This is a genomic window from Lactococcus sp. S47, assembly GCF_016517475.1.
Lineage (GTDB): Bacteria > Bacillota > Bacilli > Lactobacillales > Streptococcaceae > Lactococcus > Lactococcus lactis.
In genome coordinates this window covers 184,675-203,818 of the sequence record NZ_JACVUB010000006.1, presented here as the reverse complement: position 1 = coordinate 203,818, position 19,144 = coordinate 184,675, and the positions used below count along the sequence as shown (strand labels likewise).

Annotated in this window: 20 protein-coding genes; 19 read left to right on the top strand and 1 reads right to left on the bottom strand. The window is 33.1% G+C overall.

Translation table 11 applies throughout. The features are described 5' to 3' along the window. Positions 1-277 (top strand): MucBP domain-containing protein (locus tag IAE52_RS08140; RefSeq protein WP_200136770.1); only part of this gene is annotated, 277 nt, incomplete at its 5' end. A gap of 210 nt (positions 278-487) precedes the next feature. Here the strand turns inward: IAE52_RS08140 and IAE52_RS08135 are convergent. Further along, entirely contained in the window at positions 488-1,276 is a 789-nt protein-coding gene (locus tag IAE52_RS08135) for an ImmA/IrrE family metallo-endopeptidase (protein WP_233610973.1), read from the bottom strand. 270 nt (positions 1,277-1,546) lie between these two features. On the opposite strand from IAE52_RS08135, the gene IAE52_RS11560 reads away from it, so the two are divergent. The 18 genes from IAE52_RS11560 to glgA all read left to right on the top strand — a co-directional run bounded on the left by IAE52_RS11560 (position 1,547) and on the right by glgA (position 19,087). Continuing rightward, the gene (locus IAE52_RS11560) at positions 1,547-2,629 is read left to right on the top strand and encodes a hypothetical protein (RefSeq protein ID WP_233610972.1); all 1,083 of its coding nucleotides are present in this window, start codon (positions 1,547-1,549) and stop codon (positions 2,627-2,629) included. Positions 2,630-2,666: 37 nt separating this feature from the next. Further along, positions 2,667-3,425 carry a hypothetical protein gene (locus IAE52_RS11555; protein WP_233610971.1) on the top strand — a complete coding sequence of 253 codons (759 nt, stop codon included), beginning with the start codon at positions 2,667-2,669 and terminating at the stop codon, positions 3,423-3,425. A 63-nt stretch (positions 3,426-3,488) separates the two neighbouring features. Beyond that, a complete protein-coding gene (locus tag IAE52_RS08125; protein ID WP_200136769.1) occupies positions 3,489-4,532 on the top strand; it encodes a phage tail tip lysozyme in 1,044 nt (347 codons plus the stop codon). Positions 4,533-4,552: 20 nt separating this feature from the next. Next, entirely contained in the window at positions 4,553-5,044 is a 492-nt protein-coding gene (locus IAE52_RS08120) for an antirestriction protein ArdA (protein ID WP_109990713.1), read from the top strand. 53 nt (positions 5,045-5,097) lie between these two features. Continuing rightward, positions 5,098-5,304 carry an excisionase Xis gene (xis, locus tag IAE52_RS08115; RefSeq protein ID WP_017864269.1) on the top strand — a complete coding sequence of 69 codons (207 nt, stop codon included), beginning with the start codon at positions 5,098-5,100 and terminating at the stop codon, positions 5,302-5,304. 82 nt (positions 5,305-5,386) lie between these two features. Next, complete coding sequence (locus tag IAE52_RS08110; RefSeq protein ID WP_109990714.1) at positions 5,387-6,526, top strand: site-specific integrase; 1,140 nt, start codon at positions 5,387-5,389, stop codon at positions 6,524-6,526. A 145-nt stretch (positions 6,527-6,671) separates the two neighbouring features. Then, complete coding sequence (locus IAE52_RS08105; RefSeq protein ID WP_033898707.1) at positions 6,672-7,445, top strand: TatD family hydrolase; 774 nt, start codon at positions 6,672-6,674, stop codon at positions 7,443-7,445. Positions 7,446-7,482: 37 nt separating this feature from the next. After that, a complete protein-coding gene (locus IAE52_RS08100) occupies positions 7,483-8,016 on the top strand; it encodes a hypothetical protein (RefSeq protein ID WP_010905512.1) in 534 nt (177 codons plus the stop codon). Continuing rightward, positions 7,994-8,614: a ribonuclease M5 gene (rnmV, locus tag IAE52_RS08095; RefSeq protein WP_021464908.1), complete on the top strand. Its 621-nt coding sequence runs from the start codon at positions 7,994-7,996 to the stop codon at positions 8,612-8,614. The genes IAE52_RS08100 and rnmV overlap by 23 nt, the downstream gene beginning before the upstream one ends. Positions 8,615-8,724: 110 nt before the next feature. Beyond that, complete coding sequence (rsmA, locus tag IAE52_RS08090; protein ID WP_200136768.1) at positions 8,725-9,609, top strand: 16S rRNA (adenine(1518)-N(6)/adenine(1519)-N(6))-dimethyltransferase RsmA; 885 nt, start codon at positions 8,725-8,727, stop codon at positions 9,607-9,609. A gap of 100 nt (positions 9,610-9,709) precedes the next feature. Continuing rightward, on the top strand, positions 9,710-10,768 hold the full coding sequence (locus IAE52_RS08085; RefSeq protein WP_109990715.1) for an aminopeptidase P family protein: 1,059 nt from the start codon (positions 9,710-9,712) through the stop codon (positions 10,766-10,768). A 131-nt stretch (positions 10,769-10,899) separates the two neighbouring features. After that, on the top strand, positions 10,900-11,457 hold the full coding sequence (gene efp, locus IAE52_RS08080) for an elongation factor P (RefSeq protein ID WP_003129623.1): 558 nt from the start codon (positions 10,900-10,902) through the stop codon (positions 11,455-11,457). 146 nt (positions 11,458-11,603) lie between these two features. After that, positions 11,604-12,005, top strand: a complete 402-nt coding sequence (locus IAE52_RS08075; RefSeq protein ID WP_021722362.1) for an Asp23/Gls24 family envelope stress response protein — start codon at positions 11,604-11,606, stop codon at positions 12,003-12,005. Beyond that, entirely contained in the window at positions 11,998-12,969 is a 972-nt protein-coding gene (gene nusB, locus IAE52_RS08070; protein WP_033898717.1) for a transcription antitermination factor NusB, read from the top strand. Before IAE52_RS08075 ends, nusB begins: the two co-directional genes overlap by 8 nt. Positions 12,970-13,184: 215 nt before the next feature. Continuing rightward, positions 13,185-15,188, top strand: coding sequence for a 4-alpha-glucanotransferase (locus IAE52_RS08065; RefSeq protein ID WP_109990716.1), 2,004 nt, complete (start codon positions 13,185-13,187; stop codon positions 15,186-15,188). 99 nt (positions 15,189-15,287) lie between these two features. Beyond that, entirely contained in the window at positions 15,288-16,430 is a 1,143-nt protein-coding gene (locus IAE52_RS08060) for a glucose-1-phosphate adenylyltransferase (RefSeq protein ID WP_033898720.1), read from the top strand. Then, a complete protein-coding gene (gene glgD, locus IAE52_RS08055) occupies positions 16,420-17,559 on the top strand; it encodes a glucose-1-phosphate adenylyltransferase subunit GlgD (protein WP_014570453.1) in 1,140 nt (379 codons plus the stop codon). Before IAE52_RS08060 ends, glgD begins: the two co-directional genes overlap by 11 nt. Before the next feature lie 91 nt (positions 17,560-17,650). Beyond that, complete coding sequence (glgA, locus tag IAE52_RS08050) at positions 17,651-19,087, top strand: glycogen synthase GlgA (protein ID WP_162551430.1); 1,437 nt, start codon at positions 17,651-17,653, stop codon at positions 19,085-19,087. Positions 19,088-19,144: the final 57 nt, after the last annotated feature.

Here is a 19,144-nt window from a genome sequence, read left to right as displayed (position 1 = left end):
CACCTTCAAAGAGGTTCAAGGAAGCGCCACAGGTACTTTCACAGACCAAGCTCAAACAGTGACCTACATTTATACGAAGAACAATATACCGGTAAATCCTATATCTCCTCAAAGTTCTAGTCATTCAGCTAGTAGGATAAATAATACTACTACTTCAAATAGTTTGCCGCGAACGGGAGAAAAGCAAGGAATAACTGTGCTTATGTTTATCTTAGGTATTTCTCTTATTGGTGTTAGCCTGATATTAGCTTTCTATAAAAATGTTAAGAATAATTGAAAATATTAAATTATAAATTTAAATAATTTAGACATATGAATAATAGGAAAAAGAGCCACCAATTAATAGAGTGTAGCTCTTTTTTTTTAGACTTTTTAACCAAGCTAGTATTTAAAGTTTGAAATATACTATCATTGTTTATGATAATACTCTTTCATTACCAGTTGTTCCAATATTGAATTTTTGGTTGACTGGGCATATTCTAGTTCGTCAATTAATTCTTTCATGGATAAATTTTTTAAAAAGGAAACGCAAACGTCTTGCTCTATAACAAATCCACGGCTTATTTTTATTATTGACAAGATGTTTAATTTGAATAGTAGTTTTATAATCGTTATCTCTGAGCTTCAAAACAAGCTCTAATGCTTCAGGATTACTCAATCCTAAGACGTGATTTAAATAATTCAAAAGTCTGCTATGTAGTCCTTTAATGCTCATACCAGTTATACTTTTAATTTTGTCAAAAGAATAATTTCTAGTTAAAAGCATTTCTAATTTTGGAGTTGAACAGAACAAGAGTGAAGCGATAATATTTGCTTCATCCTCAAAAGGCATTAATTCGTCAGGATATACTCCTGAAAACTTTGAAGCAAAAATTTGTTTGTTATTACTCATATCATGAAAATATAAATGAGAAAGTTCATGCAAAATGGTGAAAAAAACTCTAGGTTTAGGCATAGTTTGATTAAGCATGATAACACTTCTACTATTTTTAGGAATAGTAACACCAGAAATTCTATTAACTAAATCTTTATTGAGAGTTTGATATTTGAAGTTTAGGACAATATCATTATACTTGATTGTTGAAGTTGGTTCTGATTCAAAAAAAACAAAAAGAATATTAAATTTATTTTCAAAATAATCTATTATGTCTGAAGGTGAAATTTTAGAAATAGATTTTTGAGTGTATTTTGAAACTTTATTAAGGAGACTATTCGCCATATCAAGGCATTTTGCAAAAGTAGTAGGACTAACAACTCTGTATTCAAACTTTTTCATAAAGATATAGATTATTTTTTCCAGTTTGAATCATCATTTAATAAGTCTTTAGCGATCTTCATCATATCTTTAAGAGATTTATTAAATTGAGCCTGTTCCTCTTCAGTCATATCTTCTGATTCAATACGAAAAGCACGTACAAGGTCGTTTTCTTGGTCAGTTAAACCTTCTTTACGATTTTCCGTACGTCCTAAAAGATAATCAACGCTGACATTAAAGTAATCTGCCAGTTCTAAAAGTCTATCTTGTGTAGGATTTGTTTTTCTATATATGAACGACTATGGAGATGCTAATTCTCCAAGTACAGTAGTAGATGAAGCTAAAAATGAGGAAGCTAGAAAAGATTTAGATAATTATACCTCTTATATGTATGCAAGTGATAAAGTCGTGATACTTCCTTCATTTACCGCAGGTATTCAAATGGTGTTTATACGGTCACAATTTTTCGTGACGAAAACCATTTATCAATTTGTAAATTTTGTCAATCAAGGCTTAAATGGTAATTCAATACTCAGCAATTGGAGAGCATCTGTTTTCCAAACTGCTCAAACAATTTACGGTAAGTTTATGAGTCCAGAGTTACTTCCGATAGTCGCTATGGGGCTGTTTTTGACACTTCTATATTATTTTTTAAATAAGCAAATGATGCAGGGAATTAGAAAAGTTCTTTTAATCATTGCTTTAAGTACATTTTTTGTTTATGGGGGAAATAGCCTAGTGACTAAAGTTCATGATGCAATGAATGATGTTACAACAAGTGTTGTTAAAACTATCTCAGTAGCAGGTGTTTCAGGAACTGATAAAAATGACTTATTTACGACAATGGTTAAAATTCCTTTCCTTTACCTTAATTTTGATAATGTCAAGATAGATAAAGACGGAAAAATAAATATTAAGCAGAGTGATATTGACCGTTTGCTTACTTCAGATGATGATAACGATTCGATTAAGAAAATACAAGAAGATTTAAAAGATAAACACTTAACCTTTAAAAAACTAGGGGATAAATTTTTAACAGCACTAGCAAGTGTATTTAATGCTTTATTGCTTGGGGCAATTTATTTATTCTTTTCTATTTTCTCATTCTTTATGGATTTCTTCTTCATCATTTTAGTGTTTATATTACCATTTGTAGCGATTGCATCATTTTTCCCTTGCTTTGAACAAACAATAATCAAATGGGGTAAAACAAGTTTTGGTGTGCTGATTTTATCAGGTTTAGGGGTATTTGGAACAGCTCTCATTGGTCTATTTGACGGAATTGTTAGTCTAGCACTAAGTTCTCTTTTAGGAAGTAATTATTTTTTTATAAACCCTAGTAAAGATTGGACTTTATATTTTTGTTTATATTAAACGTAAACAAATTATACGTATTTTCTCATCTCATCACATGGGGCAAGGAAAATTCACTGGTCGTATGGATAACATGTTATCAAATGCAAAGGCAAAAGCAATGGGAACGTTGAAAGCTCCTGTTTTAGCAGGGGTAACTGGTGGAGTAACCGCAGGCATGCTTGCAGGTAAATTTGCGAAAGATAAAGTTACAGCAGGTACTGGTTCGCTTAGACATGGTTGGGATAACCAACGTTACAATAAAACCTTAGACAAATTGCAAAAAAAGGGTTCTGATTCTGAAAAGGGTCAAAAACTTAATCAACGTGAGCAAAAGTTGAGAGAAAAAATGAATAAACGTCAAGGTAAATTCAATCAGTCAGAAAATACAAAGCGTTCTAAATTCCGCGAAGCGTTTGATAAACAACGTTTGCGTAAAAATACTGAAGCATATAATAATCTTCAAAATAAACGCAACGGTAAACGTGAAGGAATAAAAAACATGTATGATGCAACTAATGCTAGAGCAGAGGAATTTCTTAAAAATAATCCTAGTTCAGCCAATGATAAAAAATCAAAAAGTGAAACATTGGATAAAGTTGACCTAATGATGAAAAATAAATCAAAATCAGCTGACACCATTAAACCATCAATTAATAAAAATGTGATTAATGAAGGCAATAAGAATAATTCCAGTGCATCACCAATAATTGCTGAAAATGCAGGGAAACCAAAAGTTTTACATGGTAAAAATATGCCTGAAGGTATAAAAAAACCACAACAAAAGAAAAAAAGAGTCGTGGGAAAAGGACAATGACAATCCATTTACTCAAAAAATACCAGATAATCCATTTGTGATTAAGTAATAGAGAGGGGAAAAATGAAAAAGGTGATTAAACGGAAGGTTATATTAGTTAGCCTTCCTTTTTTATTGCTTTTATTGCCAATTCTAGCTTTCTTTGCTCTATTTGTAGGTTCAAGTGATTCATCTTCAGATACAAATATTAATGTTAATACTTCACAGCAACAAGTCGCAAAAACGATTTGGGATAGAGTTCTAAAAGAAGGTGGAACGAAAGAAGGGGCGGCTGCTTTACTTGGTAATAATCAAGCAGAAAGTGAACTTCAACCTTCAATTATTCAATCTAATGCAACCTATAATGAAGTAAAAGCAATGGATACCACTTTAGGGGGTTATGCTTTCGGTTTGGCTCAATGGGATAGTGGCAGGCGAGTAAATTTGCTTAACTATGCGAAAAGTCAGAAGAAATCTTGGACAGATACTAATCTTCAAGTCAAGTTCATGTTTGAGCAAGACGGTACAGATTCAACTTTACTTAAAAAATTAGTCAAGGGAACTAATGTTAAGCAAACAACTGAAGATATTATGCGAAAGTGGGAACGTGCAGGGGCGGTTGATAGCCTTTCAAAACGTCAAGGATTTGCGGAATATTGGTACACGTTCATGACAACTGGTGGTGATAGTGGAACGGGTGGCGGTTCAGGAATTACTCCAGATATACCTTCAGGCTGGACTTTAGATAAACAAATTAATACAAGCGGTTATCTTGCGACAAGTTATGAGTATAAACAATGTACTTGGTTCACATGGAATCGAGCAAAAGATTTCGGTATTACTTTTGGAATGTATATGGGAAATGGAGCTGATTGGCAAAAACAAGCAGGTTATACAGTGACCACTACTCCAACACTCCATAGTGCGGTTAGCTTTAGTGGGGGTGAAACAGTAGGCGGTCAATGGACTGCTGACCCACAATACGGTCACGTGGCTTTTGTGGAAGGAATACATTCAGACGGTTCAGTCTTGATTTCACAGTCAGGAACTGGTTTTAGCACAGTTTATACTTTCCAAGTTTTAATAAAAGCGCAAGCTAGTCAATTACATTACGTAATAGGAAAATAATAAACAGAAAAGAGAAGAATATGGAAACACCAAAAATTTATGTTGTAAATTTAAACAGTTATAACAATGGAAGAACAAGGGGTAAGTGGTATGAATTAACTGTTGATTTTTCAAGAATTAAATCAGATTTACTTTTAGATGTAGAGCATGGGGAAGAATATGCAATACATGACTTTGAAAATTTTTACGGCTACAAAGTTGGCGAGTATTCATCAATTCAAGAACTAAATGAGTATGCGGAAAAATTAGAGGAAATTTCTGATATAGTTCATTTAAAAGATTTTCTTGAAATTTATAGTATTGATGATATTATCGATAATAAAGATGATTTGGACTTTGTAGAAGCAGAAAATGATGAAGGTTTGGCACAAGAATTAATCGAGCAAATGGGCGGTTTAGAAGTTCTAAGTGTAGAAACGTTACAAAGATATTTTAACTTCGGTGCTTATGGTCGAGATTTAGCAATTGGTGATTATTCAAAAACAAGTCATGGATATATTAGAGATATTTAAAGGTTAAGTAAAAGAGCAAGAGGAATCTTGCTCTTTGTTTACTGGAGGAAAAAATGGAAGAAAATTATAAAGATAAACGAGGAATTTCAGAATTATTTGATGTACCTATAAAAACACTTAATAATGATTTAACAGAAATGAGACGGACAGAGTTTAATGTTTATATATTACGACCCAGTCATAAACGTGTCTATATAAATGTCGAGGGGTATAAATCTTTTTTAGAGTATAAGCAAAAGTTAAGAGAAAGTACAATTTGAAAAAAAGATAAAAGTAATATGCAGATATGATATAATATAAGTGCTGTATAGCTTTCTTTTATCTTTGGTAAAAGGAGGAAATATGTTTTATAAGCAACTTGATAGTGGAAAATATAGATATTTTGAAAAATATTTCGATGAAAAGAGAAATAAATGGCGACAAGTAACGGTCACTTTAAAATCAAAATCAAGGGTTGCTCAATCAGAAGCTAAAAATAGATTAGCAAGAAAAATTGAACAATCAAAAAAAGTACCAACTGCTAACGAGCTTCAGGAACAAATCGTTCAAAATAAGACTGTACAAGAAATTTATGAAGAGTGGGTTGTAATTAGAAAACAAGACGTTAAGCCAGCAAGCTTTGTAGCGGAGCAAATTTCTTTAAGAGGATTTATCGAAAAATTTTCAAAATATAAAGTCTCAAAAGTAACGAGTGCAGATATACAAAGCTATTTGATGGAATTAGATATTGCAAATTCAACAAGAAAAAATCGTAGAATTTACATTAGAATTTTGTTCAGATATGCTGAAAATATCGGGTATATTGATTCAAACCCAGCTGACAAAGTAGTATTACCTAAAGTAAGGTTAGAAATTGAAACATTAGAACGGGCAAATGAAAAATTTTTAAGTAAAGAAGAAATGAGTTCTGTTTTGATATTTTGTAAATCTTATAAAAAAGATATAAGATACACTCTAGCTATGGAATTTATTTTTCTAACAGGATGTAGATTCGGTGAATTTGCTTCTATTCGTTATCAAGATATTGATTTTAAAAATAAGTTACTAAGAATTGACCATACTTTAGAATATCGTGTTGGAAAATATGATGATCGAGTTATTCAAACACCTAAAACAATAGGCTCAATCCGCACGATTAGTTTAAGTAATCGTTGCTTGGAAATTATTGATTATTTCCAAAAAAACTGTTTAGATGATAAGTTTGTTTTTGTAAATGCGGTTGGTGGGATTTTCAGACAACCTGTATTTTATAAGTTTATTTGTGATAATTGTCAAAAAGTATTAGGGAGTGAAAGAAAATATGGTATTCATTTATTGAGACATTCTCATGTATCATTACTCGTGGAACTTGGAGTTCCAATTAAAGCAATTATGGAACGGGTTGGTCATAGAGACGAGTCAATTACTCTGAGGATTTATTCTCATATAAGTGGTACAATAAAAAATGAAATTAGTCAAAAGTTGAACCAAATTAATCTCTAAAATAACTAACCAAGAAACTAACCAAGAATTAACCAAAGCAAAAAGAATCATGAGGAAGATTAGGGAATATCAATTTTTGAAATTCTTCTAAAAACTATTGTTAGAGACTTTTGAGGAAGAATAAGGAAGTATAAATAAAAAGATAATGGAAATTTTTGATACACATACTCATCTAAATACTAGTGAATTTGAAGGACGAATTCAAGATGAATTAGTCCAAGCTCAAACATTTGGAGTGACAAGAATTAATAATGTTGGAAGTAATTATGAATTAAATGATGCAGCACTTTTGTTGGCTGAGAAATTTGAAGAATGCTACGCAACAATTGGCTGGCATCCTGATGATGCTGCTGAATTTGATGACCAAGCTGAAAATTATTTACTGACCAAGCTGTCAGCAAAAAAAGTTATTGCTCTTGGAGAAATTGGTTTGGATTATCACTGGATGGTCCGTCCGAAAGAAGAACAAGAACGAGTTTTTAGAAGACAAATTCAGATTTCTAAGGAAATGAGTCTGCCTTTTCAAGTTCATACACGTGATGCTCTTGATGATACTTATGAAATTATTAAATCAGAAGGTGTTGGTCCTGCTGGTGCGATTATGCATTCGTTTTCTGGGACAGCCGATGAGGCGTTGAAATTTGTAGAGCTTGGAATGATGATTTCTTTTTCAGGCGTGGTCACTTTTAAGAAAGCTCTTGATGTTCAGGAGGCTGCGGCTACAGTTCCCTTGGATAAAATTTTAGTGGAAACTGATGCGCCTTATTTAACACCAATGCCATATCGTGGAAAAGAAAATAGACCAGCTTACACAAAATTTATTGTTGAGAAAATTGCTGAATTACGTGAAATTTCTGCTGATGAAGTGGCTAAAGCGACAACAGAAAATGCCTTGAGGATTTTTGGCTTGAAAAAATAAATTCGTATTTATTTTGATTTGGATAGGAGCTATTTTTATGAAAATTATGATTATTGGTAGTTCAGGAAGTGGTAAATCAACTTTTGCAAGAGAACTAGGAAAAATTACAAGTTATCCTATTTTGCATTTAGATAAGGTTTTTCATAAATATCCAAGTGAAATTGCCAGAGAAAAGTTACGTGAGGCGACAAGAATTTTTATTTTCCAAAATGAAAATGTGATTATTGATGGAAATTACGGTTCAACTTTAGATGAGCGATTACCTTTTGCTGATGAAGTAATCTGGTTGAAGACGCCCCGTTTAAAAACAACGTTTCGGGTGATTAAGCGCTCGATTAAGAGTCGTGTTTTTGGTAAAAATCGTCCAGATATTGCTGAAGAGTTTAAAGAAAAATGGGATAAAGAATATCTGGAATTTTTAAAATTTGTTTGGACCTTTCCTGAAAAAGAGTTTCCACAGATTGAGCAAAAAATAAAAGAATTTAATGTTGAAAGTAAAGTGATTATCCTTAAAAATCGAAAAGATAAAGAGAAATATTTAGCAAATTATGGTAGAAAAGCAAAAAATTAATGAAGTAATTGTGGTAGAGGGACGAGATGACACAGCGAATCTTAAGCGTTATTTTGACTGTGAGACCTATGAAACAGGAGGCTCATCTATTGATGACAGAGATTTAGAACGACTAAAGAGGTTAGAAGATAAGCGAGGAATTATTGTTTTTACTGATCCAGATTTCCAAGGAGAACGAATTCGTAAAATCATAATGCAAGCCGTTCCAAATGCTAAACATGCTTTTTTAAATCGCGATGAGGCAAGACCTAAAGGAAAAGGTTCTTTAGGAGTTGAGCATGCAAATTTTGAAGCACTGAATCAGGCTTTGGCAGAAGTATTTGGTGGAGAAAAAGTTACTGATGAATTTGGAAGTGCTAAAACGCAAGGACCATCCTCTGACAGAAGTTCTGTCAGTAAAAAAGAATTACTGACAGAACTGACACAAACTGATTTAATGAGCTTTGGCTTAGTTATGGCCGCTGACAGTAGAAAACGTCGAGAATTTCTTTGTGAGCAACTCAGAATTGGTTATGCGAATGGAAAACAAATTAAGAAACGACTTAACATGTTTAAAATTACAAAAGAACAAATTGAAAATGTAATGAAGAATTACTGACAGAAGATAAATGTCGCTGATATAATACATCAATGGTTTCTGTCAGTAAAATTTACTGACAAAAACTGAATATCAGTTTTAAAATACATAAAAAGTAAAAGAAAGAAAAAATGACAGAAAACAACATAGACCGCATTTCCAATATTATCCGTACTCAGGACATTTTACGTCGCCATGATTTTAATTTTAAGAAAAAATTTGGACAAAATTTCCTGACAGACCATAATATTCTGACAAAAATTACTCAAACTGCTGAACTTTCAAAAGAAGTAAATGTCATTGAAATTGGCCCAGGTATTGGTTCTTTGACCCAATATCTATTGGAAGAAGCAGCTGAAGTGATGGCTTTTGAAATTGACAAATCTTTGATTCCAATTTTAGAAGAAACGATGGCACCTTACGATAATTTTACCTTGGTTTCGGCTGATATTTTGAAAGTTGATTTACTTTCGGAAATTCAAAAATTTAAAAATCCAAATTTACCAATCAAAGTGGTTGCAAATTTACCTTATTACATCACAACACCGATTTTGATGCATTTGATTGAAAGCAAAATTCCATTTTCAGAATTTGTGGTGATGATGCAAAAAGAAGTGGCAGACCGAATTGCTGCAAGTCCTAAAACTAAAGCTTACGGCTCATTATCAATTGCTGTTCAATATTATATGGAAGCAAGTGTAGCCTTTATCGTACCTCGAACGGTCTTTATTCCAGCACCAAATGTTGATTCAGCTATTTTAAAAATGGTTCGTCGTGAAGCACCATTGGTTGAAGTAGAAGATGATGAATGGTTCTTTAAAACGATGCACAGCAGTTTTGTACATCGTCGTAAAACATTGATGAATAATTTACAAGCAGCTTTTGGTAAAGAAAGTAAACCTGAAATTGAAAAATTATTGGCACAAGCAGAAATATCGCCAACAATTCGTGGTGAAGCCTTATCTATTGAAGAATTTGCTAAATTAGCTGATGCCCTACTTCCGCTTAAAAAATAAATTAAAAGGAAACGTTAACTCATGTTAGCGTTTTTGTGTTATCATGTAAGAAAATGAAGAAATATTTTAAAGTTTAATTCTTAATTTAAAGGAGAATAAAATGAGAATTGAAAAATTAAAAGCAAAAATGCTGACAGAAAATATTGATAGTTTATTGATTACTGATATGAAGAATATCTTTTATCTGACAGGATTTTCTGGAACCGCGGGCACAGTTTTTTTGACAGCGAAGCGAAATATTTTTATGACAGACAGCCGTTATAGTGAAATGGCGCGTGGATTGATTAGTGATTTTGAAATTATTGAAACAAGAGATCCAATAAGTTTACTGACAGACCTGTCAGCAAGTGAATCAATTAAAAATGTAGCTTTTGAAGAAACAGTTGACTATGCTTTCTTTAAAAAACTTTCTGAAGCGACTCCAGGATTAGAACTTTTAGCCACAAGTAATTTTGTTTTGGAATTGCGCCAATTTAAAGATGACACAGAGATTGATTTGATAAAAAAAGCCTGTGCAATTGCTGATGAAGCGTTTATGTCAGCTTTAAAATTCATTGAGCCGGGCCGAACTGAAATTGAAGTTGCTAATTTTCTTGATTTCAAAATGCGTGATTTAGAGGCGAGCGGAATTTCCTTTGAAACCATTGTTGCCTCAGGCAAGAGAAGTAGCTTGCCTCATGGCGTTGCGACCAGTAAAATGATTCAATTTGGTGATCCAGTGACCATTGATTTTGGTTGTTATTATGAACATTATGCTAGCGATATGACCAGAACAATTTTTGTGGGTTCTGTAGATGACAAGATGCGAACAATTTATGAAACCGTGCGTAAGGCTAATGAAACACTTATCAAAGAAGTCAAAGCGGGAATGACTTATGCCGAATATGATAAGGTTCCGCGTACCATCATTGAAGAAGCCAATTTTGGTCAGTATTTTACGCATGGAATTGGACATGGACTTGGTTTAGATGTTCATGAAATTCCTTATTTTAATCAATCAATGACAGAAAATCACTTGGAAGCTGGGATGGTTATTACAGATGAGCCAGGAATTTATATTCCTGAATTTGGTGGAGTCAGAATTGAAGATGACTTATTAGTGACAGAAAATGGCTGTGAAGTCTTAACAAAAGCCCCAAAAGAGCTTATCGTTATTTGAAAAAAGCAATAACTTGTGATAAAATAAGATGTTAAATCCTGTCATTTCACTTCTTTTGTGTACAGAAAAATTGCTGACAAAAGAAAAATGACAGAATATCTAAATTTATAAATACTAGGAGAAACATAAACATGGTTTTAGCAAAAGACCTTAAATCAGGCATGACATTTTTGAATGGGGAAAAACTTCTCCGCGTTATGGAAGCAAGTCATCACAAACCAGGTAAAGGGAATACAATCATGCGTATGAAACTTAAAGACGTACGCTCAGGTTCAACTTTTGATGATACTTACCGTCCTGAAGATAAGTTTGAACAAGCTGTTATTGAAACTGTAACAGCACAATACCTCTACTCAATGGATGGTATTGCTAATTTCATGAACAATGAAACTTACGAACAATATGAAATTCCAGTAGAACAAGTTAAAGATGAACTTCTTTACGTTCTTGAAAATACAGATGTTAAAATTCAATTTTACGGTACAGAAGTAATTGGTATTCAACTTCCAACAACAGTTGTTCTTGAAGTTACTGAAACACAACCATCTATTAAAGGTGCAACAGTAACAGGTTCTGGTAAACCAGCAACTATGGAAACTGGTCTTGTTGTTAACGTTCCTGATTTCGTTGAAGCTGGAACAAAACTTGAAATCAACACACAAACAGGTGAATACTTGAAACGTGCTTAATTAAGTACGATTACTGAAAAAAGTTACTGACAGCCTTTCGTCAGTAACTTTATGAAGTTTAAAGACTTCGTCAGTAAAGAAAATTCATTTTGTAAGTGAAATTTTTCCAATTGGAAAAATTTGCAAAGACAAAAGGAGAAATCAAAATGGCAGAAAAAACTGTACATTCTGAAGAACTTGGGGATATCGTCATTGCCCCTGAAGTTCTTGAAGTAATTATCGGTATTACAACAGCCAAAATCGATGGGGTACACGCCCTTCGTAACAAACGTTTTTCAGACCGCCTTGGTAAGAAAAATGAAGGCCGTGGTGTTTATATTGACTCAAAAGATGATAAAGTAGCTGTTGATATCTATGTGTACCTTACTTACGGTGTAAGCCTACCAGCCGTTGCTACAAAAATCCAAAAAGAAGTGAAAGAAGCAGTTGCCCAAGCTACTGAGATTATTGTTGATGAAGTCAATATCCACGTTGTCGGAATTATGACTGAAAAACAACCAAAACCAGCGCTTGAAGACTTGTTTGATGAGGGATTTTTTGATGCCTAAGACGCTCACTCAACACCAGATTCGTCAACGAGCGGTCCAGGTCTTATTTTCTTATGCTGTCCAAAAAGAAATGGCAACAAATGTTATAAGCTCTTTTAGAGAAAACGTTGAAAAATTAGAAGAAGAACTTTCTCAAACTGTTCGTTTTGACGTTGATTTTCGTGATGAACGAATTACTGTTCGTAAATTTCCAAAAGGACTTTCTCAACCTTTAGAAGCCATTTATGAAATTTATGAAATTCTTGGACTTAAAGATATCGAGAAAACAACGGTTGCTAAAGCTCTTGCTTTCATGCGAGATTTTGGTGGTTACGCTAAGAAAATGAATGAATATGAAGCAACAAATTTATTTGTTGGTGTCATGGCAAATTTGAAATTGATTCGTTTGTTCCAAATTGAACTTGATGAAGAACCTGTTGCGCCAAAAGTTCTAGAATTTTTCAAAAATCTTCCAGAAAATGCGACAGCTGAACAATCTCTTGAAACTTTCCAAAAAACCTTCTCATTCCTTCATGAAAATGTTCTTGAAAAATATACAAGTGATTTATTCACTCCAAGTACTTTAAAAGAAGAACTTGATGAACAATTAGCACAAGCAGAAAATAATGCTCAATCACAATTGTCAGAGCTTTTGAAAAATACAAAACGCTTTGTTCTCAATTATGACAATGATCGTCCAGAAGATCTTGAAGCTCCTGAATACTTTACACAACTTGTTGATGGAGTTTTAGATAAAAAAGAAGATTTGGAAGCAAATATTTCTAAATATTTGGCAAAAACTTGGTCATTTTCACGTTTGACTCTTGTTGAACAAGCAATCCTTCAAGTTTCTAGTTATGAAATATTATATACAGAAACACCTGATGTTGTTGCGGTCAATGAAGCAGTTGAGCTTTCAAAAGACTTTAGTGATGAAAAATCAAGCCGATTCATTAATGGTGTATTAACTAACTTCTTAAAATAAAATTAATAAAAAAGTTACCGATAATTTTATCTGTAGCTTTTTTTTATTACGTTTTTCTAGCTTTTGTAATTAATGAGTTATCTTATTTAACATTACTTATTAATTTTCTGAAAAATCACACTAAATATTGGTATATTTTTTTTAAAAGATATATAATAAAAGAAAACGTTTTCTTTTGCGATTCTACACTATTTTTAGAGAATTAAGGAGTAAAAATGCTCACCAATAATTTTTCAATTGAACCTTACGGAAAAAAAGCTTACCATACAGGGATAGCAGTTCCAGTTTTTTCACTAAGAACTGAAAACTCAAGTGGGGTAGGGCAATTTTCAGATTTGAAAGAGTTAGCCGATTTTGCCCACCGTTCTGGGATGGACATCATTCAATTATTACCAATTAATGATACCAGTACTTTTATGGACTGGCGTGATTCATATCCTTATCGTGCCATTTCTGTTTTTGCATTGCATCCAATTTATTTAGATATTCATATCTTTTGGGATTCTTACACAAAAATTCAACAAGAAAAGCTTCTCATCGCGGAATTAGAATTAAATGCTTTAGAAAAAATAGATTATGAAAAAGCATTAGCCTTAAAATGGGAATATGCTGAAATTATTTATCAAAACTCAGCTCATAAATTTAAAGCAAGCAAAGATTATCAGCAATTTTATCAGCAAAACGAGGATTGGTTAAAGGCTTATGCGGCATTTTTGTATTTAAGAGATATCAATCAAAGTGCTAATTTTATGAATTGGGGAAAGTATGCCACTTATAGTGAAGATTTCTTTGAAAAGTTAACTTCAGAAAGTAATCAATTGGATTTATATATCTTTGTGCAGTACCTTTTGCATTATCAACTTTCAGAAGCCGTTGACTATTGTCATCAATTAGGAATTGCACTAAAAGGAGATATCGCAATTGGAATTGCTCATGATTCCGTAGACGCTTGGACTCATCCAGAACTTTTTCATCTTGATAAACAAGCTGGCGCTCCTCCTGATATTTTTGCTGTAAATGGACAAAATTGGGGCTTTCCAACCTACAATTGGAAAAAAATGGCCGAAGATGGTTATGCATGGTGGAAAAAACGGTTAACAGCCATGTCTAATTATTTTGATGCTTATCGGCTGGACCATATTCTTGGTTTCTTTAGAATATGGCAGATGCCAGAGGATTCCGTAAGAGGTTTATTGGGCCAATTTTCACCAGCTATTGCCTTGTCAGCAGAAGAAATTGAAAATAACTATGGTATTCCATTAAGGCAATGGGGCCTCGAGCGGTTTATTAATCCTTTCATCAAGGATTGGGTAATTGATGAAATTTTTGGCCGAGATAATCGAGATTGGATTATTCAAACATTTCTGGATTATATAGGTAATGGAAATTATACATTTCAAAATGAGTATAATAACCAGAAAAAAGTAGAAAAAGCTCAATTAGAAGATTGGGTGCGAGAAGGACTTTATAAATTACATGAAAATATAATATTATTAAAAGATGATGAGAATCCAGAGAAATATCATCCACGTATTTCTTTAATGCAAACAATTAGCTTTCGAGAATTTGGTGATGACTATAAAGGACGGCTTGAAAAACTTTATAATGACTATTTTTATGGAAGGAATTATGAATTTTGGAAAGAAAAGGCCTATGAAAAATTACCAGTTTTAAAAGATGCTACGAATATGTTAGCTTGTGGTGAAGATTTAGGAATGGTTCCCGCCAATGTACCAGATGTCATGAATCATCTTAATATTCTACGTTTGATAATTGAGAGAATGCCTTCAGATAATCGATTTGTCAGTCCTTTAAACGAAGTTCCCTATTTATCGGTCCTAACGACTTCAAGTCACGATACAAGTCCACTAAGAGCTTGGTGGGAAGAAAATCATGAGGAAATTCAACGTTACTACAATGAAGTCATGGGTTGGTATGGCGAAGCTCCTTATTATGCAAGTGCAGAAATTATCCAAGAGATAGTTAAAAGACATTTAAACTCCAATGCGATGATGGTTATCTTACCTATTCAAGATTGGTTAGCAATGAGTGAACAATTGCGAAAAGAAGATGCAAAATCCGAACAAATTAATATTCCAGCAAATCCATACCATTACTGGAATTACCGATTGCATTGTCAACTTGAAACATTGATTGATAATCAGGATTGGACTGAATTTTTAAAGAAATTTATCAAAGAAAGTAAAAGAGCCTATTAAATTTCAAAGTAAATCATTTTGAATTAGAAAGTATAAATTATAAAATAATAATAAATATGTAAAAAAACAAAAATTTTGTGAAAAAATGGAGGTTTCATTATGGCAATTGAAATGCTTGGTCTTATTCTTGCTGGTGGTCAAGGGACGCGTTTAGGTAAATTGACAAAAGATGTTGCAAAACCTGCTGTTCCTTTTGGAGGTCGTTATCGTATCATTGATTTTGCCTTATCAAATTGTGCAAATTCCAATGTAAAAAATGTTGGCGTCATTACTCAGTATCAACCTTTAACTCTAAATGCTCATATTGGAAATGGAGCACCATGGGGGTTAAATGGAATCAATAGTGGAGTCACTATTCTCCAACCCTATTCTTCACAAGAAGGTTCTAAATGGTTTGAAGGAACCTCTCACGCTGTTTATCAAAATATCTCTTATATTGACCAGCAAAATCCAGAATATGTTCTCATTCTCTCGGGAGATCATATTTATAAAATGGATTATGAAGCCATGTTAGAAAGCCACAAAGAACGTGAAGCTAGTTTAACAGTTTCGGTAATGGAAGTTCCGCTTGAAGAAGCAAGCCGTTTTGGAATCATGAACACCGATGATAATGAGCGAATTATTGAATTTGAAGAAAAACCTAAAGAACCAAAATCAAATCTTGCTTCAATGGGAATCTATATTTTCAATTGGAAAAGGCTTCGCGAAGTTCTTGTGAATGGTTACTCGAAAGGAAATCCAATGGAAGATTTCGGTGGAGATGTTATCCCGGCTTATATTGAAGCTGGGGAAAATGTGTTCGCTTACCGCTTTAAGGGATATTGGAAAGACGTTGGAACCATTGATTCTCTTCATCAATCCAGTATGGAATTTCTTGATTTAAATAATGAACTAAATATTACAGATAAATCTTGGCGGATTTATTCACATAATGATATTTCAGCTCCACAGTTTATCACAGAAAAATCCAATGTAAAAAATGCACTTGTTGGTGATGGCTGTTACGTTGATGGAACAGTTGTTCATTCAATCCTTTCACAGAATGTCCATGTTCAAGAAGGAACAGTGATTGAGGACAGTTTCATTATGTCTGGGACATTTATTGGGGAAAACGTTACAATCAAAAATGCAATCATTGGTGAAAATGCAAAAATTGGTGATAATGTAGAAATAATCGGTGAAAATGAAGTCGCAGTGATTGGCCACGGAGAAATTAAAGGAGAAAATAAAAATGAACAATAGTAATAAAATGGCAGCAATCCTCTCAAATATTTCTTCAAGCAAACACTTAAGCCCCTTAACAGAGGTTCGTCCGATTGCTACTCTTCCTTTTGATTGTAAATATCGTTTGATTGATTTTCCATTGTCATCATTATCAAATGCCCATGTAGATAATATTTTTATGACCTTTAATGAAGGAGAAACGCAATCTGTTTTTGACCATCTAGGTTCAGGTGGCGAATGGGGCTTGGATGGCTTTAATAGTCGTTACTTTGTCTATATTCAACAAGATTTTGACCGTTTAAGGGAACAAGGTAAGGATTATTTTGCTCAACAGTTAAATTTTTTGCGTAAATCTAAAGCACCATATACAGTTCTTTTGGGCAGTAAATTTATTTGTAATGTCGATTTAACGGCTGTTCTTAAAATACATAAATTGGCAGGTAAGGAAATAACCACCGTTTATAAAAAAGTTTCTCCAGATTTAGCAAGTGAGTATGATACTATTCTTCGTTTTGATGAATCAGGGAAAATGAGTAACTGTTATGTTAATCAATTAGAAAATCCCCAAGAAAAAGAAGCTCTTTGTTTGAATCTCTTTATCGTGAACACCGATTGGTTGATTAATTTTATAAAAGAGATGCAAGATATAGGAGAATTGACTTCAATTGCCCGTCTCATTCGTGTTTATATGAAGAACTATGATGTGAATACTTATGAATACACAGGTTATATGAGTAATATCACTAATATTAAGTCATTTTATGATGCCAATATGGTCATGCTCGACCCCCAAAATTTTACCTCTCTTTTATATAGTAGCCAACCTGTTTATACTAAGATTAAGAATGAAGTTCCCACTTATTTTTCTGAGAATAGTAAAGTGGAGAATAGTCAATTAGGTTCTGGTTGTATTATCAATGGTAAAGTAAAAAATTCTCTCATTTCTCGTGGAGTTAAGATTCAAGATGATGCCTTAATTGAAGAATCATTAGTTTTTACCAACTCTGAAGTTAAAAGTGGCGCTCAAGTTAAATTTGCCATCATTGATAAAGGAGTGGTTGTCGAAAATAATGTCAAAATTATTGGTAGTTCAGAAAAACCAGTAGTGATTCCTAAAGGAACAGTTGTTACCGCAGATATCTTATAGAAGACAAATGACGCTGATAATATTTATCGGCGTTCTTGAATAAAATTCAAAAAAAGAATTATATTTTAAAGAGGAAATGAAAGAGAGAAAAATGAAAGTTTTATTTGCATCAAGTGAATGTGCCCCCTTTTTTAAGACGGGAGGACTTGGAGATGTAGCTGGAGCACTGCCCAAAGAATTGGCTAAAAAAAGTGAGATAGATTCAGTTGCTGTGATCCTTCCTTATTTTAAGAATGAAATGAAAGAAGAATATCGTTCACTTTTAAAAGATGAATTTTATGATTTTGTTGATGTTGGTTGGCGACACGAATATGTTGGAGTTAAAAGTCTAGAAAAAGAGGGTGTGAAGTATTATTTTCTAGATAATGAACATTATTTTGGTAGGGGACAACTCTATGGTTATGGCGATGATGGAGAGCGCTTTGCCTTTTTTGACTTGGCTCTTTGCCAACTCTTAGAAAAGTTAGATTTCATTCCAGATGTTTTGCATGTCAATGATTGGCAGACTGCAATGGTTCCCTTTTTACTTAAAGAAAAATACAACTGTATTAAGGCCTATGAAAAAATTAAAACAGTACTGACCATTCATAATATTGAATTTCAAGGCTTGATGCATGGAGATGCTTTAAGTGAGCTTTTTGGTATGGGAATGGAGCGCTATTTTGAAGGAGTGGTCCGTCATAATGGTATGCTAAATATGTTAAAAACAGGAATTTTATATGCGGATCGGGTTAATACAGTTTCGCCAACTTACGCTAAGGAAATACAGACCTCAGAATTTGGTTGTGGTTTAGAATCGATTTTGCAATATGTAGATGGAAAAGTTTCTGGAATTTTAAATGGGATAGATTATGATATTTATAATCCCGAAAATGATATATTAATTCCTTACCATTTCAGCGAGGAAGAGCTTTCTGGTAAAGGTCAAATGAAAGCAGAGCTCCAAAAGCGAACAGGATTACCATTGAATCCAAATGTTCCATTGATTGGGATGGTCTCCCGTTTAACGAATCAAAAAGGATTTGATTTAGTTTTGACTCAGTTGGAAAAAGTATTGGAAGAAAATGTGCAAATTGTCCTATTAGGAACAGGTTTCCCTGAAATTGAAGAAGGTTTTAGATATTTTTCTCAAAAATATCCAGATAAGTTGTCAGCAAATATTGCATTTGACCTTCAATTTGCACAGGAAATTTATGCTGGTTCTGATTTCTTCTTGATGCCATCTGCTTTTGAACCTTGTGGCCTATCACAGATGATTGCAATGAGATATGGAACTTTACCAATCGTTCATGAAATTGGTGGTTTGAAAGATACTGTGATTCCATTTAATCTTATTAGCAAAGAAGGAACAGGATTTGGTTTTGTTGATTTTGAAGGACAGATTTTATTGGAGACGATTAATCGTGCACTTGAAGTTTATGGAAAAGAACCAGAAGTCTTAAATAAAATGGCTTTATCAGCAATGAGTAAAGATTTTTCTTGGGGAACGAAGGCTCAGCAATACATTGAACTCTATCAAGAATTATAAAACCTCGCAAGCGGTTGCGGTTGTGATTAAATTGTGGTAGAATTCATTTTAAAATAA

Excerpts from the sequence above, each read along its gene's own strand:
- IAE52_RS08125 (WP_200136769.1), top strand. The coding sequence starts at position 3,489 with ATGAAAAAGGTGATTAAACGGAAGGTTATATTAGTTAGCCTTCCTTTT.
- rnmV (WP_021464908.1), top strand. The coding sequence starts at position 7,994 with ATGGTAGAAAAGCAAAAAATTAATGAAGTAATTGTGGTAGAGGGACGA.
- glgD (WP_014570453.1), top strand. The coding sequence starts at position 16,420 with ATGAACAATAGTAATAAAATGGCAGCAATCCTCTCAAATATTTCTTCA.
- IAE52_RS08100 (WP_010905512.1), top strand. The coding sequence starts at position 7,483 with ATGAAAATTATGATTATTGGTAGTTCAGGAAGTGGTAAATCAACTTTT.
- efp (WP_003129623.1), top strand. The coding sequence starts at position 10,900 with ATGGTTTTAGCAAAAGACCTTAAATCAGGCATGACATTTTTGAATGGG.
- rsmA (WP_200136768.1), top strand. The coding sequence starts at position 8,725 with ATGACAGAAAACAACATAGACCGCATTTCCAATATTATCCGTACTCAG.
- nusB (WP_033898717.1), top strand. The coding sequence starts at position 11,998 with ATGCCTAAGACGCTCACTCAACACCAGATTCGTCAACGAGCGGTCCAG.
- xis (WP_017864269.1), top strand. The coding sequence starts at position 5,098 with ATGGAAGAAAATTATAAAGATAAACGAGGAATTTCAGAATTATTTGAT.
- IAE52_RS08110 (WP_109990714.1), top strand. The coding sequence starts at position 5,387 with ATGTTTTATAAGCAACTTGATAGTGGAAAATATAGATATTTTGAAAAA.
- IAE52_RS08085 (WP_109990715.1), top strand. The coding sequence starts at position 9,710 with ATGAGAATTGAAAAATTAAAAGCAAAAATGCTGACAGAAAATATTGAT.
- IAE52_RS11555 (WP_233610971.1), top strand. The coding sequence starts at position 2,667 with ATGGGGCAAGGAAAATTCACTGGTCGTATGGATAACATGTTATCAAAT.
- IAE52_RS08135 (WP_233610973.1), bottom strand. The coding sequence starts at position 1,276 with ATGAAAAAGTTTGAATACAGAGTTGTTAGTCCTACTACTTTTGCAAAA.
- IAE52_RS08120 (WP_109990713.1), top strand. The coding sequence starts at position 4,553 with ATGGAAACACCAAAAATTTATGTTGTAAATTTAAACAGTTATAACAAT.
- IAE52_RS08075 (WP_021722362.1), top strand. The coding sequence starts at position 11,604 with ATGGCAGAAAAAACTGTACATTCTGAAGAACTTGGGGATATCGTCATT.
- IAE52_RS08105 (WP_033898707.1), top strand. The coding sequence starts at position 6,672 with ATGGAAATTTTTGATACACATACTCATCTAAATACTAGTGAATTTGAA.
- IAE52_RS08065 (WP_109990716.1), top strand. The coding sequence starts at position 13,185 with ATGCTCACCAATAATTTTTCAATTGAACCTTACGGAAAAAAAGCTTAC.
- IAE52_RS08060 (WP_033898720.1), top strand. The coding sequence starts at position 15,288 with ATGGCAATTGAAATGCTTGGTCTTATTCTTGCTGGTGGTCAAGGGACG.
- glgA (WP_162551430.1), top strand. The coding sequence starts at position 17,651 with ATGAAAGTTTTATTTGCATCAAGTGAATGTGCCCCCTTTTTTAAGACG.
- IAE52_RS11560 (WP_233610972.1), top strand. The coding sequence starts at position 1,547 with ATGAACGACTATGGAGATGCTAATTCTCCAAGTACAGTAGTAGATGAA.